At 47.2% G+C, this 25,401-nt stretch carries 23 protein-coding genes and 1 tRNA gene; 16 read left to right on the top strand and 8 right to left on the bottom strand.

Annotated features, from left to right (window positions below):
* Positions 1 to 157: 157 nt before the first annotated feature.
* Positions 158 to 664 carry a hypothetical protein gene (locus I5M27_RS10730; protein ID WP_200506217.1) on the bottom strand — a complete coding sequence of 169 codons (507 nt, stop codon included), beginning with the start codon at positions 662 to 664 and terminating at the stop codon, positions 158 to 160.
* 304 nt (positions 665 to 968) lie between these two features.
* Between I5M27_RS10730 and I5M27_RS10725 the strand changes: the two genes are divergently transcribed.
* Complete coding sequence (locus I5M27_RS10725) at positions 969 to 2,456, top strand: DUF5687 family protein (RefSeq protein ID WP_200506216.1); 1,488 nt, start codon at positions 969 to 971, stop codon at positions 2,454 to 2,456.
* A 58-nt stretch (positions 2,457 to 2,514) separates the two neighbouring features.
* Positions 2,515 to 3,210, top strand: coding sequence for an ABC transporter ATP-binding protein (locus I5M27_RS10720; protein ID WP_200506215.1), 696 nt, complete (start codon positions 2,515 to 2,517; stop codon positions 3,208 to 3,210).
* Positions 3,211 to 3,306: 96 nt separating this feature from the next.
* On the opposite strand, the gene I5M27_RS10715 is transcribed toward I5M27_RS10720, so the two are convergent.
* From I5M27_RS10715 to I5M27_RS10705, 3 genes are all read right to left on the bottom strand, one after another.
* On the bottom strand, positions 3,307 to 3,786 hold the full coding sequence (locus I5M27_RS10715; protein WP_200506214.1) for a PH domain-containing protein: 480 nt from the start codon (positions 3,784 to 3,786) through the stop codon (positions 3,307 to 3,309).
* 89 nt (positions 3,787 to 3,875) lie between these two features.
* Positions 3,876 to 4,637 carry an MBL fold metallo-hydrolase gene (locus I5M27_RS10710; protein WP_200506213.1) on the bottom strand — a complete coding sequence of 254 codons (762 nt, stop codon included), beginning with the start codon at positions 4,635 to 4,637 and terminating at the stop codon, positions 3,876 to 3,878.
* A gap of 250 nt (positions 4,638 to 4,887) precedes the next feature.
* A complete protein-coding gene (locus tag I5M27_RS10705; protein ID WP_200506212.1) occupies positions 4,888 to 6,024 on the bottom strand; it encodes a hypothetical protein in 1,137 nt (378 codons plus the stop codon).
* A 373-nt stretch (positions 6,025 to 6,397) separates the two neighbouring features.
* Here I5M27_RS10705 and I5M27_RS10700 point away from each other — a divergent pair, with 373 nt between their 5' ends.
* Positions 6,398 to 7,540, top strand: coding sequence for a putative sensor domain DACNV-containing protein (locus tag I5M27_RS10700; protein WP_200506211.1), 1,143 nt, complete (start codon positions 6,398 to 6,400; stop codon positions 7,538 to 7,540).
* A gap of 66 nt (positions 7,541 to 7,606) precedes the next feature.
* Here the strand turns inward: I5M27_RS10700 and I5M27_RS10695 are convergent, their stop codons facing one another.
* Together I5M27_RS10695 and I5M27_RS10690 are read right to left on the bottom strand one after the other, a co-directional pair.
* Positions 7,607 to 8,005, bottom strand: coding sequence for a hypothetical protein (locus I5M27_RS10695; RefSeq protein WP_200506210.1), 399 nt, complete (start codon positions 8,003 to 8,005; stop codon positions 7,607 to 7,609).
* 275 nt (positions 8,006 to 8,280) lie between these two features.
* Positions 8,281 to 8,736: a hypothetical protein gene (locus tag I5M27_RS10690; protein ID WP_200506209.1), complete on the bottom strand. Its 456-nt coding sequence runs from the start codon at positions 8,734 to 8,736 to the stop codon at positions 8,281 to 8,283.
* Positions 8,737 to 9,104: 368 nt separating this feature from the next.
* On the opposite strand from I5M27_RS10690, the gene I5M27_RS10685 reads away from it, so the two are divergent.
* Positions 9,105 to 9,242 carry a hypothetical protein gene (locus I5M27_RS10685; protein ID WP_200506208.1) on the top strand — a complete coding sequence of 46 codons (138 nt, stop codon included), beginning with the start codon at positions 9,105 to 9,107 and terminating at the stop codon, positions 9,240 to 9,242.
* A gap of 112 nt (positions 9,243 to 9,354) precedes the next feature.
* Here I5M27_RS10685 and I5M27_RS10680 read toward each other — a convergent pair.
* Positions 9,355 to 9,430, bottom strand: a tRNA-Phe gene (locus I5M27_RS10680).
* A 147-nt stretch (positions 9,431 to 9,577) separates the two neighbouring features.
* Here I5M27_RS10680 and I5M27_RS10675 point away from each other — a divergent pair.
* The 6 genes from I5M27_RS10675 (at position 9,578) to I5M27_RS10650 (ending at position 17,230) form a co-directional block, all read left to right on the top strand.
* On the top strand, positions 9,578 to 10,951 hold the full coding sequence (locus I5M27_RS10675; protein WP_200506458.1) for a 4Fe-4S dicluster domain-containing protein: 1,374 nt from the start codon (positions 9,578 to 9,580) through the stop codon (positions 10,949 to 10,951).
* Positions 10,952 to 11,115: 164 nt separating this feature from the next.
* Positions 11,116 to 11,919 (top strand): (Fe-S)-binding protein, encoded by an 804-nt coding sequence (locus I5M27_RS10670; protein WP_234462493.1) that lies wholly within the window; start codon positions 11,116 to 11,118, stop codon positions 11,917 to 11,919.
* A gap of 347 nt (positions 11,920 to 12,266) precedes the next feature.
* Positions 12,267 to 12,752 (top strand): hypothetical protein, encoded by a 486-nt coding sequence (locus tag I5M27_RS10665; RefSeq protein ID WP_200506207.1) that lies wholly within the window; start codon positions 12,267 to 12,269, stop codon positions 12,750 to 12,752.
* 97 nt (positions 12,753 to 12,849) lie between these two features.
* Positions 12,850 to 14,778, top strand: a complete 1,929-nt coding sequence (locus I5M27_RS10660; protein ID WP_200506206.1) for an OmpA family protein — start codon at positions 12,850 to 12,852, stop codon at positions 14,776 to 14,778.
* A gap of 160 nt (positions 14,779 to 14,938) precedes the next feature.
* Positions 14,939 to 16,102, top strand: coding sequence for an AIR synthase related protein (locus I5M27_RS10655; protein WP_200506205.1), 1,164 nt, complete (start codon positions 14,939 to 14,941; stop codon positions 16,100 to 16,102).
* A 303-nt stretch (positions 16,103 to 16,405) separates the two neighbouring features.
* Positions 16,406 to 17,230: a DUF4476 domain-containing protein gene (locus I5M27_RS10650; RefSeq protein WP_200506204.1), complete on the top strand. Its 825-nt coding sequence runs from the start codon at positions 16,406 to 16,408 to the stop codon at positions 17,228 to 17,230.
* A 221-nt stretch (positions 17,231 to 17,451) separates the two neighbouring features.
* Here the strand turns inward: I5M27_RS10650 and I5M27_RS10645 are convergent, their stop codons facing one another.
* Entirely contained in the window at positions 17,452 to 17,934 is a 483-nt protein-coding gene (locus I5M27_RS10645) for a DUF4293 domain-containing protein (protein WP_200506203.1), read from the bottom strand.
* A 62-nt stretch (positions 17,935 to 17,996) separates the two neighbouring features.
* Here I5M27_RS10645 and I5M27_RS10640 point away from each other — a divergent pair, with 62 nt between their 5' ends.
* The 6 genes from I5M27_RS10640 to I5M27_RS10615 all read left to right on the top strand — a co-directional run bounded on the left by I5M27_RS10640 (position 17,997) and on the right by I5M27_RS10615 (position 25,259).
* The gene (locus tag I5M27_RS10640; protein WP_200506202.1) at positions 17,997 to 19,199 is read left to right on the top strand and encodes a thiolase family protein; all 1,203 of its coding nucleotides are present in this window, start codon (positions 17,997 to 17,999) and stop codon (positions 19,197 to 19,199) included.
* 166 nt (positions 19,200 to 19,365) lie between these two features.
* The gene (locus I5M27_RS10635; RefSeq protein WP_200506201.1) at positions 19,366 to 20,145 is read left to right on the top strand and encodes a hypothetical protein; all 780 of its coding nucleotides are present in this window, start codon (positions 19,366 to 19,368) and stop codon (positions 20,143 to 20,145) included.
* Positions 20,146 to 20,258: 113 nt separating this feature from the next.
* A complete protein-coding gene (gene truA, locus I5M27_RS10630; protein WP_200506200.1) occupies positions 20,259 to 21,056 on the top strand; it encodes a tRNA pseudouridine(38-40) synthase TruA in 798 nt (265 codons plus the stop codon).
* 118 nt (positions 21,057 to 21,174) lie between these two features.
* Positions 21,175 to 22,458: a cystathionine gamma-synthase family protein gene (locus I5M27_RS10625; protein WP_200506199.1), complete on the top strand. Its 1,284-nt coding sequence runs from the start codon at positions 21,175 to 21,177 to the stop codon at positions 22,456 to 22,458.
* A gap of 504 nt (positions 22,459 to 22,962) precedes the next feature.
* Positions 22,963 to 24,735 (top strand): ABC transporter ATP-binding protein, encoded by a 1,773-nt coding sequence (locus tag I5M27_RS10620; protein WP_200506198.1) that lies wholly within the window; start codon positions 22,963 to 22,965, stop codon positions 24,733 to 24,735.
* On the top strand, positions 24,732 to 25,259 hold the full coding sequence (locus I5M27_RS10615; protein ID WP_200506197.1) for a GyrI-like domain-containing protein: 528 nt from the start codon (positions 24,732 to 24,734) through the stop codon (positions 25,257 to 25,259). Before I5M27_RS10620 ends, I5M27_RS10615 begins: the two co-directional genes overlap by 4 nt.
* The last annotated feature ends 142 nt before the right edge of the window (positions 25,260 to 25,401 follow it).

The following is a 25,401-nucleotide window of genomic DNA, read 5'->3' as shown; positions in this document are numbered from 1 at the left end:
AAGATTCTGGCTGTTACTATAACGGCAATAAGGTTTGTATGGTTATATGTATTTTTTTATAGTCAGAACGCTATATTTTTGAGGGAAAAAAGTCAGCACCTGCCGCAACGAATGTTGGCAGGTGCTGACCAGGTTTTTCAGGAATAAGGTAAAGCCGTTATTTTTTCAGCGGCGCGCCCACCGGAATAGCACAATCGTGACCCGGCTGACCGTGCGGCGGGTTCATGCCGGCCACAGTTGGTTGAGAAGTTGGCTGGGTAGCAGGCGCTGTAAAAACCGGGGAAACCGTATTGTTGGCAGGCGGTGCCGTAGTTGGCACCGGATTGATTACCGGGTTGTTATTGTTTGCGGTAGCGTTCGCTTTAGGGGCACCGCTTAAAGGTGCTCCAACTTCCACATCGCAGCGGTGGCCGGGCTGGCCGTGGGGCGGATTCATGCCGGCGGCAACCGGCGCCGTTGCCTGCTGCGGCTGGCCGCCTACAGCCATTTCCGCCATCTGTTGCATGGCATCTGCGGTAGTATCGGGCGTGGTAGCAGGTGGTATAGTGGCCGAAGTAATATCGTCGGCGTTGGCGGTTTCGGTGGTAGTATTGTTATTTTCCTGCGAGCAAGCCAGCATGAAAACGGCCGAAGCAATAACTAAAAACTGGGAAGTAAATTTCATTCTAATACAAATTGGTTGGCCTGAAGCCAGGTTCTGATTTTATTTAAGCTATAATAACGTTTCTTGCTGCTTTTTATTGGCCTGAAACTGAATGCCTTTCAAAGATACGAATTCTGAAATCTAAAACGCTATACTTTTTGCCTGAAAAACCCTGAACCCGGGCAACACACCCCGTGAAATTGCGGCTTTTTACCGCTGTAAATTTTGTTAACCGTTGGTTTTTTTCTAATTTGTGTGCTTGTAAATAACCCTTCGTGCATGTGTGCCCGGTAAAGGCGCGCCTGCCAACAATCCTATATTCTGTATGCTTAACCGGATCTTGAGCCACCAGTGGAAAGAAGCTACCCGCGCTGCGGCCTGGCAAAACCACCTCGTTATGAATATTATCATGGGCATCGTGTTGTTTTTCATGGTGCTGAACCTGGGCGTATTGGGTTTCTTTCTCCATAAGATCCTGGAAGCGGCGGTGCCCGGTCAGGAAGTGGTGCTAACCTTTAACAAAGCTATTATCTATTACCTGGGAATTGACTTGGTGTTGCGGTTTTTTATGCAGCAGGTTCCTGTGCTGGCCGTGCAGCCTTACCTGCATCTGCCGGTTAAAAAAAGCAAACTGGTGCATTTTGTACTGGGGAAATCGGTGCTGAGTTTTTCGAACGTGTTGCCGCTTTTGGTAGCGCTGCCGTTTGCATTTCAGGCAGTTCTGCCGGCTTACGGGCTGCTGCCGGCGCTTGCCTGGTCTGCCGGTTTTATAAGCCTGGTGCTGTTCAATAACTTCCTGAACCTTTACCTGAAACGCCAGCTTACCTTAAAGCCGGTAGTTTTTCTGCTGTTAGCCGCCGGTCTGGCCGGTTTGGCAGGGCTCGAATACCAGGGGATTTTCAGGCTATCTTCACTTACCGAAAATAGTTTTGCTACGCTGCTGGCGCAACCGGCCATGTGGTTTTTATTGCCGCTTTTGCCGGTTGTCATGTATACGTTTAATTACCAGCTGCTGCGCCGGAACATGTACCTCAGCGAACTGGAAAGCGCCACTGCCAGCGTAACCAATGTGCACGAATTTGCTTTCCTGAAAAAGCTTGGCGCGGCCGGCAACCTGCTGGCCCTGGAAATGAAACTGATCTGGCGGAATAAACGGCCGCGGTCACTGTTTATCTCCTCGCTTTTTATGGTGGCATATGGCGGGGTTTTAATTATTATGAAAGATCCGCAGGAAGAAAATGTTCCGGACTCAATTATGCTGATCTTTGCGGGCGTTTTAACTACGGGCGCCTGTATGCTGTACTACGGGCAGTATCTGCACAGCTGGGATGCCAATTATTTCGATACGCTCATGACCAAAAACATCAGCCCGTATCAGTATTACCACTCTAAATTCCTGCTTTTTATAGGCATGTGTACCATCGCTTTGCTGCTGTCGCTGGGTTTGGCTATTCTTGACTGGCGCGTGCTGCCGCTTAATTTTGCGCTTTACCTGTATAACATTGGCGTAAATGCTTTTGTGGTTCTTTTGTTGGGGGTATACGATGCCAAAAAAATTGACCTGACCAAGAATGCGGCTTTTAGCTGGCAGGGTTTAGGCGTTGTGCAATACTTTATCATGTTGCCCTTAATACTGGGTCCGGTACTTTTATATCTGCCATTTTACATGCTCGAACAGAGCGATCTGGGCTTAACGATGCTGGCGGCTTTAGGCATAACTGGCCTGGTTTTCCATAAACCTATTCTGAAAAAACTGGCGAAGCGCCTAAAAAGCCGGAAATACAAAATGGCTGCCGCCTTCCGGGCCGCTTAAAAAACGCTATAGTTTCAGGCTGAAAAAGTAAAAAAATATGAACGCTCACCATAAAAGTATGATTGCAGTAAACGGTCTGGTTAAAGTTTATAAAGGCGTAACGGTGCTGAATATCCCGGAGCTGAATATTGCGCGCGGCGAAAGTTTTGGGCTGGTTGGCAATAACGGCGCCGGCAAAACTACCTTGTTCCGCATGATCCTGGACCTGGTTTTGCCCTTGGAGGGCGAAGTGCTCCTGCAGAATGAGAACGTACGCCAATCGGAAAACTGGAAGCAATTTACCGGTTCTTACCTCGACGAAGGTTTCCTGATCGATTACCTGACGCCTAACGAGTATTTTAATTTTATAGGCAGCCTGCACGGCCTCCACAAAGCCGAAGTAGCCGAGCGCCTGCGCAAATTCAGCGATTTCTTTAACGACGAGATCCTGGACAAACCCAAATACATCCGCGATCTGAGCAAAGGCAACCAGAATAAAGTGGGCATTGCCGCCGCCCTGCTCATTGAACCGCAGCTTTTAATTCTGGATGAACCCTTCGCTAACCTCGACCCGACCACCCAGATCAGGTTAAAGAATCTGCTCCGCGAACTGAAAGAAAAACGGCAGCTTACCATGCTCATTTCCAGCCACGATCTCAACCACGTAACAGAAGTCTGCGACCGCATTGTAATTCTGAATAAAGGCCAGCTCGTAGACGATATCCGCACCAGTGCCGATACCCTGAAAGAGCTGGAAGCCTATTTTGCGGTTTAATTTCTTTGTTGGTTTCTTAGCTTCTGATAGTTTTTAAACTGCCGGCAGTTTTCAACGCAAAATGCTACCCTTTCCGGCCTGAAAAGTCGGGAGGAATTAAGGTAGTGCAGGCTGTTTATCGGCCGGCTTCCTGACCTGGATAGCCGGGTTTTCCTGTAGCAGTGCTTCCAGGAAACCGGTTTCGTCTTTGGGGGAAATGAATAATTCGTCCCATTTATTATAGGTAATCATCATGCCTTTACTGGCAAGGGTGGCATTTACGTTGGCCCAGCTGCGGGTTTGGGTTTCTATTTTGTGAATGCGGTTTATGGGAATGCTACCCCTGGTAAAACCGCTGCGGTAGATCAAGGTGCCGTTCCGGAGTTCATAATGCGTGCCCCGCCATTTCCAGCCGTAATACCCCAGGAAAAAGAGCCAAAGGCCGATGGCAACCCAGTCGGAAATATCTACGGGCGTAAATTTCCGGAAAGTCTGAAAGACCAGGATCAGGCTGAGATTCAGCAGAAATAAGGTGGCCGGAATAAAAAGGCTTCTTTTAGGGGCAAACCTTTTTCCGGAAAGCGTTTTTTGTTCCATCGCTCGTCTGGTTTTAGCGCTCGCAATACTGCCGTTATAGCAAAGCTAAGTTATGGAAATAAACGGATCTGGCAAACAGGCGTTGTTGACTATTGCCCCGGGTACCAGTTGCGCAGCCTTACTTCAATGTTTTTATTGCCGGCGGTTACCAGTTTTTTAAATTCGTTCACATCGCTTTGGCCTTCCTGACCGCGGTAATGGTAGGGGTAAACGATCTTCGGTTTAAAAGCCAGCACGCCTTCTGCCGCCTGTTGCACGGTCATGGTAAAAGGCAGGTTCATGCACACAAAAGCCACGTCAATGCCTTGCAGCGCGCGCATTTCTTCGGTGTCTTCGGTGTCGCCGGAAAGGTAGATCTTTTTGCCGCCCATTTCTAGAACGTACCCGTTGCCGCGGCCTTTCGGGTGCCGGGAATCCTCGGTTTCGGGCAGGTTATACATCGGAACGGCGCTGATACCAATGTCGAGTTGTTCCGTGCTTTTGCCGTTTTTTAGCACTACCAGCTGGTCTTTATACGTTTCCGGAAGTTCATCTGCCACGGCCTGCGGTACTACAAATACGGCTTTCGAAGCTGGCAGTGCGCGGAGCGTTTCCAGGTCCAGATGATCCTTGTGAATATCGGTAATCAAAACCAGGTCAGCGGGCGGAATACCGGTAAAAGCCGGGGCTCCGCCGTACGGATCTACGTAAATGGTTTTGCCGTTCCAGGTTAATACCAGTGTGCCGTGCGTAATGGGCTGAATGGTTAAATTCCCGTGTTTGGTTTCAATTATGTCGGGAGTGGGGCGCTGCGCTGCTAACGGAAGTACAGGCAGGCAAAACACCAGCAAAAAAAGCAATTTCAGTTTCATGACGTGAAAGTTTAGTAAAGCAACCACTAAGAAGGAAAAAAGTTAAGCGCAGTGCCTGCTAAACGTTTCTGGCCGGCTTTGGTTAATTTCCTGCAGCCGTTGCACCGTTGAAAAACGCTATGTTTTTTACCCGGAAAACTGCTCTGGCGGCAAGTTGCTTTTAAGCATTTTATGAAACTTGAAAAAAGTAAGCATACTTTAAACTTCTAATTCCTGATTTTTAATCCCTAACTTCTGATTTTCCCAAACCTTACGGCTTGGCCACTGTTTGCTGCGCTACGGTAGCGTTATTTTCGTCGAGCAGTTTGGCAACAAACCGGGTGTTCGGGTCGCGGAGGTGCAGCAGCGTAACTTGAATGTTGTAATTGCCAACCGGCAGGTATTCGTAACGTTTAAATTCTTCCACCAACGTTCCGTCTTCCAGGTACACATTCAGGCGCGCTTTTTTCACTCCTTTGGCCAAAGCAAAACTGAAAGTGAAATCGCGGGCTTCGGGTTTTCTTTTTACGGCTTTGGTGTTTTTATCTACCTTTTGCTGGGCCAGTACTTTGCCGCTGGCATCAGTAATTTTAGCGTAAAACACCGGCGATTCGTTTGGTTCTACCAGTTCGTTTATGCCAAAGGTGTATTCTTTCATGCCGTGCGGAATGAGCTGGTTTTCGTAATGCGTGTGGTATACCTGGCCCCGGTCGTTGTAAATTTTAAACGAAAGCCGCTGGTTCACGGGGTTGTGGAAAAGCAGGATGCTCCGTTTGGAAAAAACCGCTAGGGGTGGCCGGGCAGTCATGGCCGTTGCCGCCGAAACAGGGCGCACTCTTCCGGCTGCCAGCCCGGCCGCCTTTGCCACGAACTGCATGATGTTATAAGCCGGGGCCATCAACTTATCTGCTACCCAGATATCGTATAATTGCTTTTTATCGGTAATAGCCCACACAAACATTTGTCCGTATTGCAGGCGCAGGTCCGGGTAATGGTTCAGCGAATCGCCCAGGGTTTTAAGCGGCGCGGGTGCCAGGCCTTGGTAAACGTAAATCTTATCGCTGCCCGGCGCAAAATTTTTAGATTGCATGCAGTAGCCGGTGAGCACAATTTCGTTTTTCGATCTTGGCGCCAGCACGATCAGGTATTCCTGCAAAAGCAGCAGGTTTTGCGCTCCTTCCTCGCCCGATTGGAAATACACCCCCGCCGGGATCCGGATCTTTAGCGACGCCGGGGTGGTGTTTTCCAGCAGGCACCGCAGGTTATTTTCGCCTAGGCCGCCAACGGCCCTGGCGCTTACCTGCACTTTTTTGCCCGAAACCGCCGCCGGAAGATCCACAAGGGTCACGTTGCCGGCAAAACAAACGCTGGAAAGCAAAAGCAGCCAGCCCAGAAAAAGCTTTTTCATAATTTTTTATTTCGGGTAGATTAAAGCAGGTAAACGGAAACGGATAACCGGAGCGCGTTGCAGGAATCGGCTTTTTTCTGCGAATGCCGCGCGCTGTTAAGATACAAGGATTTACTGTTTTCAACGGAAAGCACTGGGGCAAAAGTATAAGCGCAGCATCAAAAATAACAGCAACAGCACTTTTTTAAGCCCGGAGCATAGCGTTTTAGATTCATGAAATTATTCCCGCAGTTTCAGCAGTGCAAAAACGCTATGCTTTTAAGCCTGGAAAGTAGGGCAAGGCCTGAAAACGATTTTTGGAAGCAACCATTTCGGGCCGGTTTTGTACACTTCGGAATTAAATGTAGGTTAGAAGCCAAAAGCAGTAAAAACCATGAGAGGTAGATCGACATACAAAGCCGCCAAAGCCGTAGCCAAAGCCGTAGAAATGCATTTTGCCCAGCACCGGGAGGCTGCCTTGCTGCAGGGCGATGAAATTCTGGCGCCCTTACCGCGGGCCGGCATGATCGAATCGGTGATTGATACCGCTTTCTGGGCCAGCCTCCGGCGCGAAGAGGGTATTTCGCCCAAAATTTCCCTGGCATTTCTGCCACCCGAATTGGCCGGTCAGCCGCTCTTATTCGAAAAGCGCCTGCCGCTTACTTCGGGCATGCTTACCAAGCTGGGGCCGGGCGTGGAGCGGGCCGGTATTCACCTGGGAGTCTGGTACGAAAAGAACGAACTGTTTGTCTGGGGTACCACGCTGGAAATTCAGAGTTATTGTTTTGTGCTCGATGTGCCGGAGCCGGGTTTGCTGGTTATAAAACACCGCCGCGCCGACCGCTTTGGCAAATTTGCTAACGTAGCCGTGCTCAAAGGCGACCAGATAAAAATAGTAGATGAACAAAGCTCCAGCCTGCCGCAATGCCCAACCTTGCTTACCTCGCTGCTCGGTTTTACAGATCCGGCCTCCTGGAATGAATCGGTAAATGTGCTGGTTCAGCTGGCCGTTTCTATGCGCGCCCATGGCCGGGGCGGCACTTTGCTGGTGGTTCCCAAAAATGGTGAATCCTGGCGCGAATCTATTGTGAGACCTATGCAGTATGCCATCTCGCCGGCATTTTCGGGCTTGGCTAACCTCATGCGGCAGGACGAAGGCGAACGGAACCGGAGTTTGTGGCAACGATCGCTGCGCCGCGAAATAGACAATATTGCGGGCCTCACGGCCGTAGATGGCGCCGTTATCATCAGCGATCAGTTCGAGTTGCTGGCTTTTGGGGCAAAGATCACCCGGCCCGCGGGGGCGATGCTGGTTGAGCAGATGGTAGCAACAGAACCCGTGGTTGGGAATAGCGCCGTAGTCGTGAATCCGGGGCAGCACGGCGGCACCCGGCATTTATCGGCGGCTCAGTTTGTGCACGATCAGCGCGACGCCTTGGCTTTGGTTGCCTCCCAGGATGGCCGCTTCACGATCTTTGCCTGGAGCCCCTGCGAAAATACGGTGCACGCGCATAGAATTGATACCTTGCTGTTATAAGCTGATGCCTTGTTGTAAGCCCGAAAACGCTATGGTTTCAGGCTGAAAAAGTATTCGTACGGGGCATTAAAAGCCGTAGGGCAATGCTTGCTGGTAAATGTCGTGAATTTTTTCAGCCAGGGTATTGGCAGTTGGCAAAGGCACTTTTTTAAAATGATACCACAAAGGAATAGGGTTGGAAATATTGGTGGTCTCTACTTCCGAAGTGCTGAAGACTATTTCCGTTTCCGGATGCTTTCTCTGAAGTTGCTGAAACTGGTCTTCCAGCATCATCCGGTTTTCCACCGTAATAATTGCATCGTCGGTGCTGAGCCAGTTGTCGCAGCTGATATCGGCGTGGTCGGGGAATTGGGTAATAATTACGCAGGGCTTTTTTTGCTGATGACAGGCTACGCGGTATTCTTTTATTTTTTTGGCGCCTGCTTCATCGCCGTTTTTAACGGTAATATATTTTTGCATTTCCATTAAATCTGAAATTTTATTTATCGGGTAGTGGCAGCAGCATGTCTTATGAAGAAATAAAACAGCCGGCAATAGGTTGCTGCAAGTTGCAGAAGCTTTTACGGTAATTTATTTTTTGCAGCTATGTTTGCCGGGCAAAAGAAACGCGCGTAGTTTTTTGCCGGAAATCCATAGCGTTTTCTATTGGAGCTTCGGGTTAATGCTTCGGGATGCCTGTATGATTGCAACTCGTGCAACTGCTTTCGTTTGACCAGAATTTCTGAGAGGCTGCCTGGTTCTTAAAGCGGGTTCTGCCTGGCCGCCAGTTTTGCCTGTTCTACTTTAAAAATAAATTCCGTAGCGTTATCCCGGGAGCTGATCTGCTGATCGATCCGAAGGGAAGGCGTAGCAATGGAAATAATACTGATGGAATAGAAGGAATAAATCAGGTAAAAGAAGAACGATGTGATTCCGAATATGATAGACAGGTTATCTGTAGGCTTGCCCATTACCCCTTCCACAATCCTTTCCCCGATCATAGAAGCCATGCCATTTACGAGCATCAGAAGGGTTAAATACAGTAAAAGATCTATTTTTTTCTTGTCTATGGCAATGGAAGTAACGTCGTGGAGGTAAATACTTTTATAAAATTTGGCATTCTCCGCTTTGGCTTGTTGAATTACCCGCAGGTTGGTTAATATCAGGAGGTTTTGGTTTGCGCTGGCAATTATGGTTTCATTATCTAATAGCTGCATTTTACATCTATTTTATAGATCAGAGTCTCGTAATACTTAGTTTTTCAAATAAGGTATATACGTTCCATGCCGTTCCTGGGCTATTTTATTCTCCCCTGATCCATTTTCTAATGATCACTCTTCCTCGTTTCCAGCTTTTGAATGCTTTAAAAAAAAGCCATATCCCTGGAATACACATAAAGATCAAAACAAGCCATTCTTTCCCTTCCATAATCTCGCCCTTTGTTTGTTGTTAATTTGATTACGGATTTAAAGCAGCCTCGCCTGCATTAGCTGCAAAAGAATTTACCAGCCTTGCAATGTAAAGAAATAAATTCGCCTGATGCCTGAGATTGATAGCCAGAGATAAAAAACGCTATGGTTTCGGGGTGAAAAAGTCTGAAAATAAAGCTCAGAAAGTTGTTTTTCCGGTGCAGGAAGGCTTTCCAGAAAAATGGAATATGGGTGAAAAAACGAAAAATTTACCCCAGTTCAGATTTGGAGGAATTGATAATAACCTGAACTAAGCCCGGATTTAGATCCGGAAAAAGAAAACCACTGCCAATTCATTCCCGGAAACTCCGAAAGCTATAAAAACAAAAAAGCCTGCTTCTGATTAAAGAAACAGGCTTTTTAAGCTGGTGGTGATGATTGGAATCGAACCAACGACACAAGGATTTTCAGTCCTTTGCTCTACCGACTGAGCTACATCACCAGCTCTTTCGCAACCCCTCTTTCGAAAGGGTATGCAAAAGTAGGAATGTTTTTTTAACGTGCAAAATTTATTTCAAAAATTATTTTCAAGCCAATGTTTCTTTAACTTTGTTGCCTGCATAAATAGCTTGTTTGAACTTCAACCAACCTGACCGTGATAAGTAATATTATTTTCCTGCTCGTTGCCGCTGCCGCCATCGGTTTATTCGTCTGGCAGATCCGCAAGATCTCCAAGAACATAAACCTGGGCTACGACAAAGATATTTCCGATAATCCCGGCGAACGCTGGAATAATACCTTGCTGATCGCTTTCGGGCAAAAGAAAATGTTCAAGCGCCCGTGGCCGGCCATTCTGCACTTCTTCGTGTATGTTGGTTTCCTGGTGATCAACATCGAAGTGCTGGAAATTCTGATCGATGGTATTTTTGGCACGCACCGCGTTTTGGGTTTTATGGGCCCTTTGTATAGCGTTTTAATGGCGGTAAACGAAATCCTGGCTTTGCTGGTAATCATTGCCTGCGCCATTTTCCTGGTGCGGAGAAATATAACCAAGGTGCCGCGTTTAGCCAAAGGTGTAGAAATGCGCGCCTGGCCTAAAATGGACGCCAACCTGATCCTGATCACCGAAATTGTGTTGATGATCGCGCTTTTCGCTTTCAATATTTCGGATCTGAAACTGGCGCAACTGGCTGGCCACGAATTGCCGGGCGCTTTTCCGGTTTCAGCAGGCCTGATCGATCTTTTCGGTTCCGATGAAAGCACCTTGCGGACGATTGCCGGTTTTGGCTGGTGGTTCCACATTCTGGGTATTTTCGCTTTCATGAATTACCTGCCCAGCTCCAAGCACTTCCACATCATCATGGCGTTCCCGAACGTGTATTATTCCAAACTGTGGCCGAAAGGGAAATTCAACAACGTAGAAAATATTACCCACGAAATTAAAGCCATTATGGACCCAAGCTACCAGCCGCCGGCTCCGGCCCTGGATGCTGCCGGTCAGCCAATCGTGCAGCGTTTCGGCGCCAAAGACGTGGAAGACCTGAGCTGGAAGCAAATGATGGATGCTTACACCTGTACCGAATGCGGCCGTTGCACCGATGTTTGTCCGGCCAATATTACCGGCAAGCTGCTTTCGCCGCGGAAGATCATTATGGATACCCGTGACCGCATGGAAGAAAAAGGCGAACATCCGGCCATTTTCAAACCAAACCATTACAAGGAAATGGGCGTGGAGCGCGTAAAAACCACCGACGAAAATACGTTATTGCGCGGCTACATCACACCGGAAGAACTTTGGGCCTGTACCACCTGCAACGCCTGCGTAGAAGCCTGTCCGGTAAACATCGATCAGCTTTCAACCATCATCGATCTGCGCCGCTACCTGGTTTTAGAAGAATCGGCCGCGCCGGCGTCTTTAAATGCCATGTTCAACAACATCGAAAACAACGGGGCCGTGTGGGCGTTCCCGGCATCGGACCGCTTTAACTGGGCCGATGACCTGTACGTGACGGTTAAGGGATAGTAGCGGGTAGTTGGTATCTGGTATTTAGATTTTAGAAAGTAGAAGCAATAAATTGAATTAGAAAAGGTAGTTGGTTTGGTATTCGGCTGAAAAGCAAAATGGTATTAAAAAGACGGAAGAAAGTCCAGATACCAGATACTAACTACTAATATCCAAATAAAGCAATGTCAGAAAAGAGATTAATAAAAGTGCCTACCATGGCCGAATACGCGGCCAACGGCGATACGCCGGAAATTCTGTTCTGGGTGGGCTGTGCCGGTTCTTTCGATGACCGTTACAAGCGCGTAACCCGTTCGTTTGTACAGATCCTGGAGCACGTAGGCGTGAAATATGCCGTTTTAGGCACCGAAGAAAGCTGCACCGGCGATCCGGCCAAACGCGCCGGTAACGAGTTCCTGTTCCAGATGCAGGCCATGAGCAATATTCAGGTGCTGAACGCTTACGAAGTGAAAAAGATCGTTACAGCCTGCCCGCATTGCTTCAACACCATTAAAAACGAATACCCGGACCTGGGCGGCAACTACGAAGTAATTCACCACTCTACTTTTTTACAGCAGTTGATCAACGAAGGCAAGGTGAAAGTAGCGGGCGGCGAAAGCTTTAAAGGCAAACGCATTACCTTCCACGATTCGTGCTACCTGGGCCGCGCCAACAATATTTACGAAGCCCCGCGCGATGTTTTAGCTGCTTTAGATGCCGACCTGGTGGAAATGAAACGCAGCCGCGCCAACGGTTTGTGCTGCGGCGCTGGCGGTGCCCAGATGTGGAAAGAACCGGAGCCGGGCAAGAAAGACATTAACGTAGAGCGCGCCGAAGAGGCCCTAGGTACGGGTGCTACCATCATTGCTTCGGCTTGTCCGTTTTGCATGGTTATGATGAACGACGGGGTGAAAAATAAGAACCAGGAAGACAACGTAAAAGTGTTCGATATTGCGGAGCTGATCGCTTCGGCTGAAGGCTTGAACTAAGCTTCCAGGGCTTTTTTGCCGGAATCGCCTTCTGAAGAAACGCTATGTTTTTGGACCGGAAAAGTCTGAAAGCATCGCGTTTTTTTAGTTTGGGCCGCCTTTGTTTCGTTGCTGCTTGGTGCTCAAACTTGCTGCTTAAAATCCTTGCCTTCTCTTTTTTGGTTTTTAAACCCGAAAACATGGCGCTTTACCCATTTTTTTTGTTGCCGGGTTTTAACTTATTATATTTAAAACTTGATTAAAACATAAAAATTTGCTAGTTTCAACTTTCGGGTTTTTACTGCAAAAAGCATAGCGTTTTTTTCAGCTTAGAACCACCCCAATTAACACCGAATAATAAATAATAAATGTACGTTCCTTTCGAACAGCTTCCGCCGCAGGCCCGCATCTGGATCTACCAGTCCGACCGGGAATTTACGGAAACGGAAGCCGCTGAAATTCAGGATAAAATAGAGAAGTTTGTAACCGAATGGAGCGCGCACGGCCAGCAATTGCACGCTTCGGGCCAGTTGCTGCACCGGCGGTTCGTGGTGCTCGGCACCGATGTAAACGTTACCGCACCAAGTGGCTGTTCCATAGATAGTTCGGTTAAGTTTCTCAGAATCCTTGAAATGGACTACCAAACCAGGCTTTTTGATCGTACGCACCTGGCATTTCAGAAAAACGGTGCAATAAATATTGTGCATCTTACCGAAATGCCGGCCGCGGTAGCCAGTGGCGAGATTACTGCTGAAACGCCGTATTTCGATAATCTGGTAGCCGAAGCCGGCGGCCTGAAAGCCAATTGGGTGAAGCCAGCAGGCAAAACCTGGCTGCAAAAATATTTTTCCTAAGCATATTTGTATTCAATAATATTTTCTTAATATTGTTTCCTGAAAGTCAAGAATATCCATCATTATTCATATCGTAGTATTCGTTTAAATTTTAGCTATGAAGAAAATTATAGTTAGTTGCTTGGTGCTCTCGGTAGCATTTACGAGTAGCTGCAGCTCAAGCGGAAGCATGAGCAAAGCTGATAAGAAATTCGCCAAAGCAGAGTATGAAAATGCAATTGAGCTTTATCAGGCCGACATTAAAAACGGTAAAGATCTAGCCAACGCAAACTTCAAGATTGCAGAAGCTTACCGGATGTCTAACCGTTTGCCAATGGCTGAAAGCTATTACAAAGCGGCGCTTGATGCTGGCAGCAAAAGAGAAGAGGCAATGTTCTATTATGGCATGGCTTTAAAAGCAAACGGCAAATACGACGAAGCTACTGCCCAGATTTCCAGCTATGCTGCAAAAGGCACAAAAGCTCCGTTGGTAGCGCAAGCCAAACGCGAAACAGGTAACCTGAAGAATGTAACCCAGCTGGCAAGCACGCCAACTTACATGATCGTAACGCCGGTAGATGCGGCTAACTCCGCTTCTTCAGATTACGCTCCGGTACTGAAAGGCGAGGAGCTGATCTTCTCTTCTTCACGCGGCGATAAAAAATATGCAGGTAACGGCGAAGGCTTTACCGACGTGTTCGCCCTGAAATTTGACGATGCGAAAACCATGACCGGTGGAACTGCCCGCAGCTTCGATCCGCAGATCAACCTGGGCGATACGCACGATGCAGCAGTTACTTTCTCTGCCGATGGCAACACCATGATCTTTGCCCGCGGTAATACCGGTTCTAAAAAAGGAACGCTGAACGTAGATTTGTTCATTTCCCGCTTTAAGAACGGTGTTTGGTCTGAGCCAAAAATGATCTCGGTAAACGATAAAGCTGCCTGGGATTCTTCTCCAGCCTTATCGCCGGATGGCAAAACGTTATACTTCTCTTCTGATCGTAAAAAAGGCGGCCAGGGTGGTAACGATATCTGGAAAACGACAATAGATGCAAACGGCCGTTTCTCTGCGCCGGTAAACTTAGGCCCAACCATTAACACCGCCGGTAACGAGAACTTCCCGTTCGTGGCAGAAGATGGTACGCTTTACATTTCGTCTGACGGACATGCCGGTTTAGGGATGCTCGATATTTTCAGAATTGAGAAAAACCAGCCGGTAAATTTAGGTTCGCCGATCAACTCAAATGCCGATGATTTCTCGCCTTACATGACGAGCGCAACCTCTGGTATTTTTGCTTCGAACCGTGCCGGTGGTAAAGGCGGCGACGATATCTACATGTTCGCCAAGCAGAAACCGAAACTGGTTAGTTTCTTCGTAGATGGTTCGGTTAACCTGAAAGAAGATAAGAAAGCTGCTGTTCCGGCGGCTAACCAGAAAGTTGTGCTTAAAGACAACGCTGGCAAAACCTTGCAGGAAGCTATGACCGATGCGCAGGGTAAATTCTCTTTCAAACTCGATACTGCTGCTTCTTACGCAGTTGTTGCTGAGAGACCAAACTACATTACTGACCGTAACGCGGTGGTAACGGCCGGTAAAACGCCTGCACAGTCGCAGTTAACCGAAGAAATGACTGACATTCGTTTAACCACTGCGCTTACCCTGGATAAGATCGTGGTAGGTAAAGCCTTCGAAGTAAAAGACATTAACTACGATTACGACAAGTGGGATATCCGGGAAGATGCTGGTGTGAACCTAGATTCGTTAGTAATGTTCCTGAACGATAACCCGAAAGTTACCATCGAGCTGAGCTCGCATACGGATAGCCGCGGTAAAGATGCTTACAACATGACGCTTTCTCAGAAGCGTGCTGAAGCAGCCGTTGATTATATCGTTTCGAAAGGTATTGATAAATCACGGATCACGGCTAAAGGTTACGGCGAAAGCAAACTGCGTAACAAATGCAAAAACAACGTGAAGTGTACTGAAGATGAACACGCTAAAAACCGTCGTACGGAGTTCAAGATCACCAAAGTAGCCAAGTAAGTGCTGCCCGAATAATAATAAAAGCCTCTGCCGAAACGCGGGGGCTTTTTTTTTAAATTGTTGATCGCTGATTGTTAATTGAGATTAGAAAATTACTTTTGCAGGCAGTTGATCAACATTCCTATTAAACCATCAGCAATTAACAATCAACAATAAAATAATGCAAGACCGTTATATGCGCCGGGGTGTTTCGGCCTCGAAAGAAGACGTTCATAACGCCATTAAAAATTTAGATAAAGGGTTATTTCCGAAAGCCTTCTGCAAAATTGTGCCCGATCTTTTAGCTGGCGACGAAGAGTTCTGCAACATTATGCACGCCGACGGCGCCGGTACCAAATCTTCGCTGGCTTATCTGTACTGGAAAGAAACCGGCGATCTGAACGTATGGAAAGGCATTGCGCAGGATGCGGTGGTGATGAATACCGACGATCTTTTGTGCGTAGGCGCTACCGATACTATTCTGCTTTCTTCCACCATCGGCCGCAATAAAAATCTTGTGCCCGGCGAAGTGATCTCGGCCATAATTGAAGGCACCGAAGAAGTGTTGCAGATGCTGCGCGATAACGGCGTGGGCATTTACAGCACCGGCGGCGAAACTGCCGATGTAGGCGATCTGGTCCGCACCATTATTGTAGACAGCACGGTTACCGCCCGCATGAAGCGCTCGGAAGTAATTTCGAACCACAACATTAAAGCCGGTAACGTGATAGTAGGTTTTGCCTCTTACGGCCAGGCCACTTACGAAACCGAATACAACGGCGGCATGGGTTCCAACGGCCTGACTTCCGCGCGCCACGATGTTTTCCATAAATACTTAGCCGAAAAATACCCGGAGAGTTTTGACCCGCAAATCGATAGCGATCTGATCTACAGCGGCACGCGCAAGCTGACCGAAATGGTAGAAGAAACCGGTCTGGATGTAGGGAAACTGGTGCTCTCGCCAACCCGTACGTACATGCCGGTTGCCAAAGCTATTCTGGAAAACCACCGCGATAAGATAGACGGGATGGTACATTGCTCCGGCGGCGGCCAGACCAAGGTTTTACATTTTACGGAGAACGTGCACGTTATAAAAGATAACCTATTTGACGTACCGCCGCTTTTCCGCATTATTCAGGAAGAAAGCCAGACCGGCTGGCAGGAAATGTACAAAGTTTTCAATATGGGCCACCGCCTGGAAATCTACACCGATGAAACTACTGCCGAAGAATTGATCAAGATCGGTAAATCGTTTAACATCGATACCAAAATTGTAGGCAGAGTAGAAGCAAATCAGGGAAATAAACTGACGATAAAAAGCGATAAAGGCGAGTTCGTTTATTAAGTAAGCGGTCATACAATTATTGTGTCATCCCAAGCCTGCAAGGGATCTAAATCAGTTTAAAAGCTGCGCTAGATTCCTTGCAGGCTCGGGATGACTTTTGTATTAGCTGCTTGAAAATTTCTTAAGGAGGCGTTTGACTTTTTTACTCCAAAACCATAGCGTTTTCAACAGTTTTTCCGGTTAAAACCCTACCGCTTTTAAGAAAAACCAACAATTTTAAACCTGTTTCCGTAGGCCCGCATTTTCTGGCACAATTTTAGGATATAGTAGAAATATGATACACACCTACTAAATTCTACAATTATGAAACGGTATGCAGTGGCTATCTTCCTGATGGCCTTATTACTCGGCAGCCTCGCGGCGCATGCAGCCAGCGCAACTTTCACTACCCGGCAAGGGCAGATTTTCCAGTTATTAATAAACGGCCGCCTGGTTAACGGGCGCGGTACCAGTCAGGTAATTTTAGACCGCTTGCCGGCCGGCAAACATATCATAGAATTCAGAGTTCCGGCGCGCCGCGGCTTTTTAACGTATTGCACCAATATTTTCCTGGATCGTGGTTTCGAAACCAATTACGTGTTGATTCCGCCAAGCCGCAACCCGAACTTCCTGCTGAAGGAAGTAGGCCGCAGACCATTAATTGCGCCGGTTGCCTGCAGTACCTGTCCGCCGCAACGCCCGCACGGCCACGGCATTTACGATGATTTTGATGGCTACGGAAACCACGGCGGCGCGTATCAGAACGGACCAAGCCACGGCGGTGGGAATTATAATCAGAACTACAACCAGGGCAACTACAACAATGCACCGGGCTACGGCAATAATTATAATAATCAGCCGAATAACGTGATGAGCAGCTACGATGTGGATCTGTTAACGGAAAGTATCCGCCGCAAGAGCTTCGATGATGCCAAAGCCGATATTGCCAAACAAGCCCTGAGCAACCAGTTCATTATGGCCGAAGATGCAAAGAAAATTATGGAGCAGTTTACCTTCGAAAGCAACCGCCTCGATTTTGCCAAGTTTGTTTACGCCAAAGTTTACGATCAGCAGAACTTCTACCGCGTTTACGATGCTTTTGAGTTTGACAGCAGCATAACTGAAATGCAGCGCTGGCTGAAAAGATAGATCGTTCGAATGTTCGATATTTGAATTTTCGATGATCAGATAGAATAAGCTTCCGATAAATAAAAAGTGCCGCTGAAATTATTTCGGCGGCACTTTTTTGGGTTAAAACCCTACTGTTTTTCTGAACGAAGTGAACGGTAATGACTTTTCAGGTTAAAAACGATATCGTTTTCAGAGGGAAGGTTTTAATGCCTGTGTCCTGATACTAATGTCTGAAAAAATTAACGCAGGCGATCTACCGAACGCACCAGTTGTTCGTCGCGGCGGATGAAACGGTTGGCTAGTGCATTAAGCAATAAGGCCAGGAAAGGCAGGTAAAAAGCGGCTTCGCGTTCGCCGGGCACACCTTTAATCATTTCTTCGCCTACGTAATAAGCATAATAAACGCTGGTACCCAATAAAGCAGCCAGCAATAAAGTGTTCAGCATACCCAGTTTCATTTGTGTTAAGCGGTTCTTGTACTGGAAGATCTCGTAAAGAGCCACGGCCGCAGCCATAATTGCCAGAATGGTCAGCGCAATGGTGCTGGTAGAAGTGCTGGCCGTTTCGGTGCCGGCTGCCGCTGTTTGGGTTAGGCTGAAAGCGGTTAACGTGGCCGTAACGCCTGTTTCAGCATCGGTTTTCGACCAGATGGGCAGAAACAAAAAGGCTATCATGCAAAGCGCGATCAAAAGCAGAAATACGGATTGAATTCTTTGTATCATAATAAGTGTTTAATTTGCAACAGAATTGCAAAAGTAACCAAAGAAGCCTAAAAGAAAAACCTATGAGTGCTGCTTATATTGTAGATATTGTAAGAACCCCGGTCGGAAAGTTTGGCGGCACGCTCGCTACCGTTCGCCCCGATGACCTGGCCGCGCACGTAATCAAAGAATTGCTGAAGCGGAACCCGGATTTTGACGTGAATTTGCTCGAAGATGTAATATTTGGCGCCGCCAACCAGGCCGGCGAAGATAACCGCAACGTGGCGCGAATGGCTTTATTACTTGCGGGCTTACCGATGGAAATTGGTGGCGTAACCGTAAACCGTCTTTGCGCTTCCGGCCTGCAATCGATAATCGATGCTTCGAGGGCTATTAAATCTGGCGATGGGGTGGCTTATTTAGCCGGCGGCGTAGAAAGCATGACCCGCGCGCCCTTCGTAATGGCCAAAGCCGAGCAAGCTTTTTCCCGCGTTCCCGAAATTTACGATACTACTATTGGCTGGCGCTTTACCAATGGCGCTTTAAGCAAACTGCATTATCCGTATTCTATGGGCGAAACGGCCGAAAACGTAGCCAAGAAATGGAACATCACCCGCGAAATGCAGGATGAATTTGCTTACAATTCCCAGTTAAAATACCAGGAAGCCGCCAAAGCCGGGAAATTCAGCAATGAAATTGTACCGGTAACCATTCCTTCTAAAAAAGGCGACCCAACCGTTTTTGCTGTGGATGAACACCCAAGATTATCTTCGGTAGAAAAATTAGGCGAACTGAAACCGGCTTTCGTGAAAGAAAATGGCAGCGTTACGGCCGGAAATTCTTCGGGTATTAACGATGGCGCGGCAGTAAGTTTAATAGTAGATGAAGAAACCCTGAAACGCTTCAACCTAAAACCAATTGCCCGGGTAGTTTCTACCGCCGTTGCCGGTGTAGACCCGATGTACATGGGCATGGGGCCGGTTCCGGCTACGCAAAAAGCCTTAAAACGGGCCGGCCTGAAAGCTTCGGATCTGGATCTGATCGAACTCAACGAAGCCTTTGCCTCGCAAGCCGTGGCCTGCGCGCAGGACCTGGAACTCGATCCGGCAAAAATAAATGTGAACGGTGGTTCCATTGCTATTGGTCACCCGCTGGGCGCAAGTGGTACGCGTATTACAGCCACGCTTTTACACGAAATGCAGAAACGCGACAACGTAAAATACGGCCTGGCTTCGATGTGCATTGGAGTAGGTCAGGGTGCGGCTATTATTTACGAGAAGCTGTAATTCCTGAAGTTAAAATTGAGAACTAAGTCCGTTGCTGAAAAGTAACGGACTTTTTTGCTTTTAAAGGCTAGCGTTTTGCAGCGAAATTTTAAAGCTCGGGGATTAGTGTTGTTTGTTTCGTATATTAGAATTTCTGAGTTCATTCAGGTGAGTTAAGCGCTTTTGTATGAAAAAGATATTCGTTTTAATAATCGGGTTGCTTGTTGGGTTTGAGCTGCAGGCTAGTTGTATGGCAGAGTGGATGGCAATTTATCCAAGTACCAATTCAGTAACCCAAAATCCGGTTTTCTTACTAGAATACGACGAATCAGAATACAAGCTTGCTACTAAATGGGACGAATTGGAATTTACTTTGCTGGTAAATAATAAGCATAAAGTAGGCGTGAAGGTGTTGCAAAAAGTAACTGGTGTGGGGGCGAATTCGCAGTTATTACTTCAGCCGGAAAAATTGCTGACTCTTAACGATTCGGTGCAATTAGAAGTGGACTTTAAAAAGAAAAATACAGGAATATTAAATCAAACATTTTTGACTTTTCGGGATCGAATTAAATGGCGCAAATGGAAGGTTGCGCAGCCTGAAGATCTGAAGCCGGTAAGTTGGGTGGGAAATCTTTCCTGGGAATATCCGGAAGAAAGAATTAGCTCAATTAGTACCCGTGGCGTTAATTTCTTATACCAACTCCATGATGATAATCCGGTACATTACGAATATGTGCCGGGGAAAACTACTGCGCTAAATCTGTTTGAAATTGAAATAAATGGCCGGAAATTCTACAGTTTGGGGGGTGGGCCAAAAAGTAAGTTTAGTATTTATGATAGCATATGCGGCGGCAACTTTTACCTGCAACATAATAAGCAATACGAAGCCAGAATTACCGCGTTAGATTTTTCCGGCAACCGAAGCCAAGAAACCAAACTGGTTGCTTTTAACACGTTCAGAAACTAAAACGATATGGTTTTTCAGCTGAAAACTCAAAGCCCGCCAATTATTCAGCCATTTAATCATTAAACCGTTAAACCATTTACCCAATCCGTTTGAAAAAAGTATCTTTGCTGCAAATGCGGTACTTTCTTCAGATTTCCTACAACGGCACCCGGTACAATGGCTGGCAAACGCAGCCCAATGCCCGCGCTGTGCAACAGGTTTTAGACGAAAGTTTGCACACCATTTTTCAGACCGAAATAAATACGGTTGGCAGCGGCCGGACCGATACCGGTGTACACGCATCGGAGCAATTCGTGCACCTGGATCTGCCTTTTCAGATAAGCTCTGAAGAAACCGCGTTCCGCCTGAATAAAATACTGCCGAAAGATATTTCGCTGAATAAAATTCTGGAAGTTGGCCCGCAGGCTCACGCCCGTTTCGATGCCATTTCCCGGACGTACGAATACCGCATCTGCTTACAGAAAAACCCGTTTCTGGCCGATTTCGCTTATTATTTGAGCCGCAAACCGGACGTAGAAGAAATGAACGAAGCGGCAAAAATGCTGCTGGGGTTTCAGGATTTTACGGCTTTCTCGAAAGTAAAAGGCGATACCAAGCATTACAATTGCCACATTTACGAAGCGAACTGGAAACAGGAGCAGGAACTGCTGATCTTCACCATTAAAGCGAACCGGTTTTTGCGCGGCATGGTGCGGTTAATTGTAGGCACGCTTTTAAGCGTAGGCAAAGGCAAAATTTCAGTTTCAGCATTTGGTAAAATAATTGAAAGCCAGGACCGGAGCAAAGCCAGCGGTGCGGCGCCGGCCGAAGGTTTGTTTTTAACCAAAGTAGAGTATCCGGAAGGGTATTTCGACGAACAGAAAAAGCTGTTTTACAGCCACCTCAACGTATTGCCGGGCGGCGGAAGTTAACGCGAATCAGATATTTTTTACCTGCAACTGACTTTTCGGGCCAGAAAGCCTACCGTTTTCCAATAAATAATCGCAACTTCACACGTTGTAATATTCATCTTTTCTAATTTTTTACTTTATGCTTACCGAAGACAACAAGTACACGCAATACCTCGGAGATCGGAAATTCCGGCCGGAAAGTTTAATGATGAGCTACGGTTACAAGCCCGAATTGTCGCAGGGCGCTATTAAAAGCCCGATCTTCCAGACTTCCACCTTCGTTTTTGAGAAAGCGGAGGACGGTAAAGCGTTTTTTGAACTGGCTTACGGTCTGCGCGAAAAAGGCGAAAAAGAGGAAATGGGCCTGATCTACAGCCGCCTGAATAACCCCGATCTGGAAATCCTGGAGAACCGCCTTTGCCTGTGGGATGATGCTGAAGAAGCTGCCGTTTTTGCCAGCGGGATGGCTGCTACCAGCACTACGTTACTGGCTTTGCTAAACCCCGGCGACGTAATTCTGCACTCCGAACCAATTTACGGCGGTTCTGATTACTACATCAAAAACATTCTGAAGAAATTCGGGATTACGGCGGTTGGCTTTAAAGCAAACGCCACCGCCGAAGAAGTTGATAAGATTATTCAGGAAAAAAATATTGGCGGAAAACTGGCTATGATCTTCATCGAAACGCCGGCTAACCCAACCAACCACCTGGTAGATATTCAGGCTTGCGCGGATCTGGCTAAAAAATATTCCACGGTCGATAAAAAAGTATTGCTTACGGTTGATAATACGTTCTTAGGGCCGGTTTTCCAGCACCCGTTAAAGCACGGCGCCGACTTAATTATTTATTCCGCTACCAAATTTATCGGTGGCCATTCCGATCTGATCGCCGGGGCCTGTTTAGGTTCGGCTGCGTTGATGAAACAGGTAAAAGGCATGCGCACCTTCTCGGGTTCCATGGCTAGCCCCTGGGATGGTTGGATGATGATGCGCAGCCTCGAAACTTTGAAAATAAGAATGGAACGGATGGCCAAAAATGCCGCGGTAGTAGCCGATTGGTTGGTAAAACACCCGAAAGTGGAGAAGATCCATTATTTAGGCATGCTGGAAGATAACGCGCAGCAAAAAGCTATTTTTGAAAAGCAATGTTTAGCGGCCGGTTCCATGATCGCATTCGATATTAAAGGCGGCGAAGCAGAAGCGTTCAAATTCCTGAATAACCTGAAACTCATAAAACTGGCTGTAAGCTTAGGCGGTACCGAATCGCTGGCGGAACACCCGGCTTCTATGACCCACTCCGATATCACGCCGGCCGACCGCGCGGAAATGGGAATTGGTGAAAATATGGTGCGTCTTTCTATTGGGGTAGAGCATCCGGAAGATCTGATCGCCGATATGGAGCAGGCTTTTGCGGCGGTTTAGTTTTTAAACTGAAAAGCCTACCGTTTCTTCAGACCTCCCAGGTTTTTAAAAACTGGGAGGTCTTTTTTTTGCCGGAACTGCTGCAGGAGCAAAAAGCAGTGAAAGTTGTTTATTTGATTTTCCCAATAGTAGCAACCTCTGGCGATTTTCATTCATAGCCAGCAAATCCGTCAGCTAAAGCAGACGGTAATGAATTTCTTCAGTGTTATAATTTTCTTCATTGCCGTTAGCTTTAGCCAACGGTTTAGCATGGTTTCTAAATGGCTTTAGCCTAAATTTGCAATATGGATTGGTGTCGCTTAAAGACATTGGAAGTATTTCAGGAGTAATGCCAAAACAACTTCATTGCCGTCTGCTTTAGCTGATGGATTTCCTGGAATGAAATTCTCCTTTCCCAAAACGCTATCCTTTTCCCCATAAAAACTCCAACAACTATCAACCACCAACCAACAACGAAATTTAGAGTATCTTTGCAGGCGTAAAAACTAACGGCGCAATTTCCCCGTGGAACAAACCAAAAGCACCAAAACCGGCAAAGCATTCGACAGCGAAGTTCTGAAAAGGCTATTCGTGTTTGTGCGGCCGTACAGCAAAATATTTTATTTCCTGATCTTCCTCACCGTCGCTTCGGCGGTGCTGGGTACCATCCGCCCGTTTCTGATTCAGTTCACCGTCGATAACCATATTATGGTGGAAGATATGCAGGGCCTGAACCGAATGTTTATCTGGCTGGGCGTTTTGCTGGTGGCGCACGCGCTGGTTTCGTATTTGCATACGTATTTTGCGGGCTGGCTCGGGCAGAATATTGTGCGCGACATTCGCGTGAAACTCTACCGCCATATTCTTAAATTACGCCTCAAGTTCTTCGATAGAACGCCCATCGGCACGCTCGTAACCCGTAATGTTTCGGACGTAGAAACGCTTTCCGATGTTTTCTCCGAAGGGCTCGCAGCCATGATCGGCGACGTTTTGCAACTGGTTTTTATTCTGGCTTACATGTTTTACCTCGACTGGGAACTGACGTTGGTAAGCCTTTCTACGTTCCCGCTTTTGTTTGTGAGCACCTATGTTTTCAAAGAAAAAGTAAAGCAATCGTTTCAGGAAGTGCGTACGGCGGTAGCGTCTTTAAACTCGTTTGTGCAGGAACATATCACCGGTATGAGCATTGTGCAGATCTTCAACAACGAAGAACGCGAAAATAAGAAATTCCGGGAGATCAATAAAACCCATACCGAAGCCAATATTCGTTCGGTGCTTTATTATTCCATTTATTTCCCGGTGGCCGAAGTAATTGGTGCGGCTGGAACGGGTTTGCTGGTATGGTACGGCGCGAAAGGCGTTTTAGACCACGAGGTTACGCTTGGTACCCTGATCGCGTTCATCATGTACATCGCCATGTTTTTCCGCCCTATCCGCCAAATCGCCGACCGCTTCAATACGCTGCAGTTAGGCGTGGTAAGTACCGAACGCATTTTAAAGCTTTTAGACAGTAACGAACTCATTTCCGATTCCGGCGAGTTAAAACCCAAAACGCTGAAAGGCGACGTGAAATTCGACAACGTGTGGTTTGCTTACAACGACGAAGAATACGTGCTAAAGGGTATCAGTTTCGAGGTTAAAAGTGGCCAGACCGTAGCCCTGGTAGGAGCCACCGGTGCCGGCAAAACGTCTATCATAAATTTATTAAGCCGCTTCTACGAAATTAACAAAGGTACCATCGCCATAGACGGTCACGACCTGAAAGAATATGATCTGGGCGAATTGCGCAAGCACATCGGGCTGGTGTTGCAGGATGTTTTCCTGTTTTCCGGAACCATTGCCGATAATATTTCTTTGGGAAACAAATCTATTACCGAAGCCCAGATGTGGGAAGCCGCTGACCTGGTAGGAGCAAGGAGGTTTATTGAGCGGTTACCGGGCGGCCTGCACTATAACGTAATGGAGCGCGGCGCGACTTTGTCGGTTGGCCAAAGGCAGCTTATCTCTTTTGTGCGCGCCATGGTTTACGATCCGAAGATCATTATTCTGGACGAAGCCACTTCCAGCGTAGATTCCGAAACCGAAGAGCTGATTCGCTTTGCCATTGATAAACTGATGCAGGGCCGTACTTCCATTGTAATTGCGCACCGCCTGAGTACCATTCAGCGCGCCGATAAAATTATTGTTATGGATCGCGGCGAAATAAAAGAAAGCGGCAGCCACGACGAACTTCTGAAACTAAACGGTTATTACGCGCAGCTTCACCAGATGCAGTACAAAGATGTTTTAAACGCATGAACACCAAAAAACTCTTACTCGGATTTTTAGTAATTATCTTGTTAGGCGGCGCGGGCTATGCCTGGCTAGGCGGTTTCAATAACGCAGAAGTTAAGCAGATTACCACTTCTGAAATTTATGTAGTGGGCAAAGAATATAAAGGATCTGTTAAAAGCGATAAGTTTGGCGTCCTGTTTCTGGAGGCTGGCAAACTGGTAGAAGAAAAAAAGCTGGCTGGCAACCCCGGTAGCATTTATTACAACGATCCCGAAAAGTTTAAAGATTCTATCAACGCGTTTATCGGGGTGGTAGTTACAGATCCGAAAATGGCACTGCCGGCAGGTTACGAACTAAGAACGCTTCCGGCCGGTAAGAAAGCGGTGCAAGGCAACATCAACGCCCATTATTTATTGGCTCCGAATAAACTTTTCCCGGCAATTTTCAATTACGCCAAAAATAAAAACATTACCCTACAGGATTTTTTTGTTGAACGCTACCCGGATGAGCGCCACGCCGAAGCCATTGTTTTTGAGCAGGAAAAATAGCGCGGCCGCAGAAATTTGTTTGTAAAGTGCTTGCTGACAGGGATTTGTGTTTGACTTTTTATAGCCAAAAGCATAGCGTTTATTATTCCTGTTAAACTGGGTTACAGGATTTTAGTAAGTTTCATATATACTATTTTTCTAA

The organism is Adhaeribacter terrigena (assembly GCF_016623615.1).
In the GTDB taxonomy this organism is placed as follows: domain Bacteria; phylum Bacteroidota; class Bacteroidia; order Cytophagales; family Hymenobacteraceae; genus Adhaeribacter_A; species Adhaeribacter_A terrigena.
This window is presented reverse-complemented; position numbering and strand designations above follow the sequence as displayed.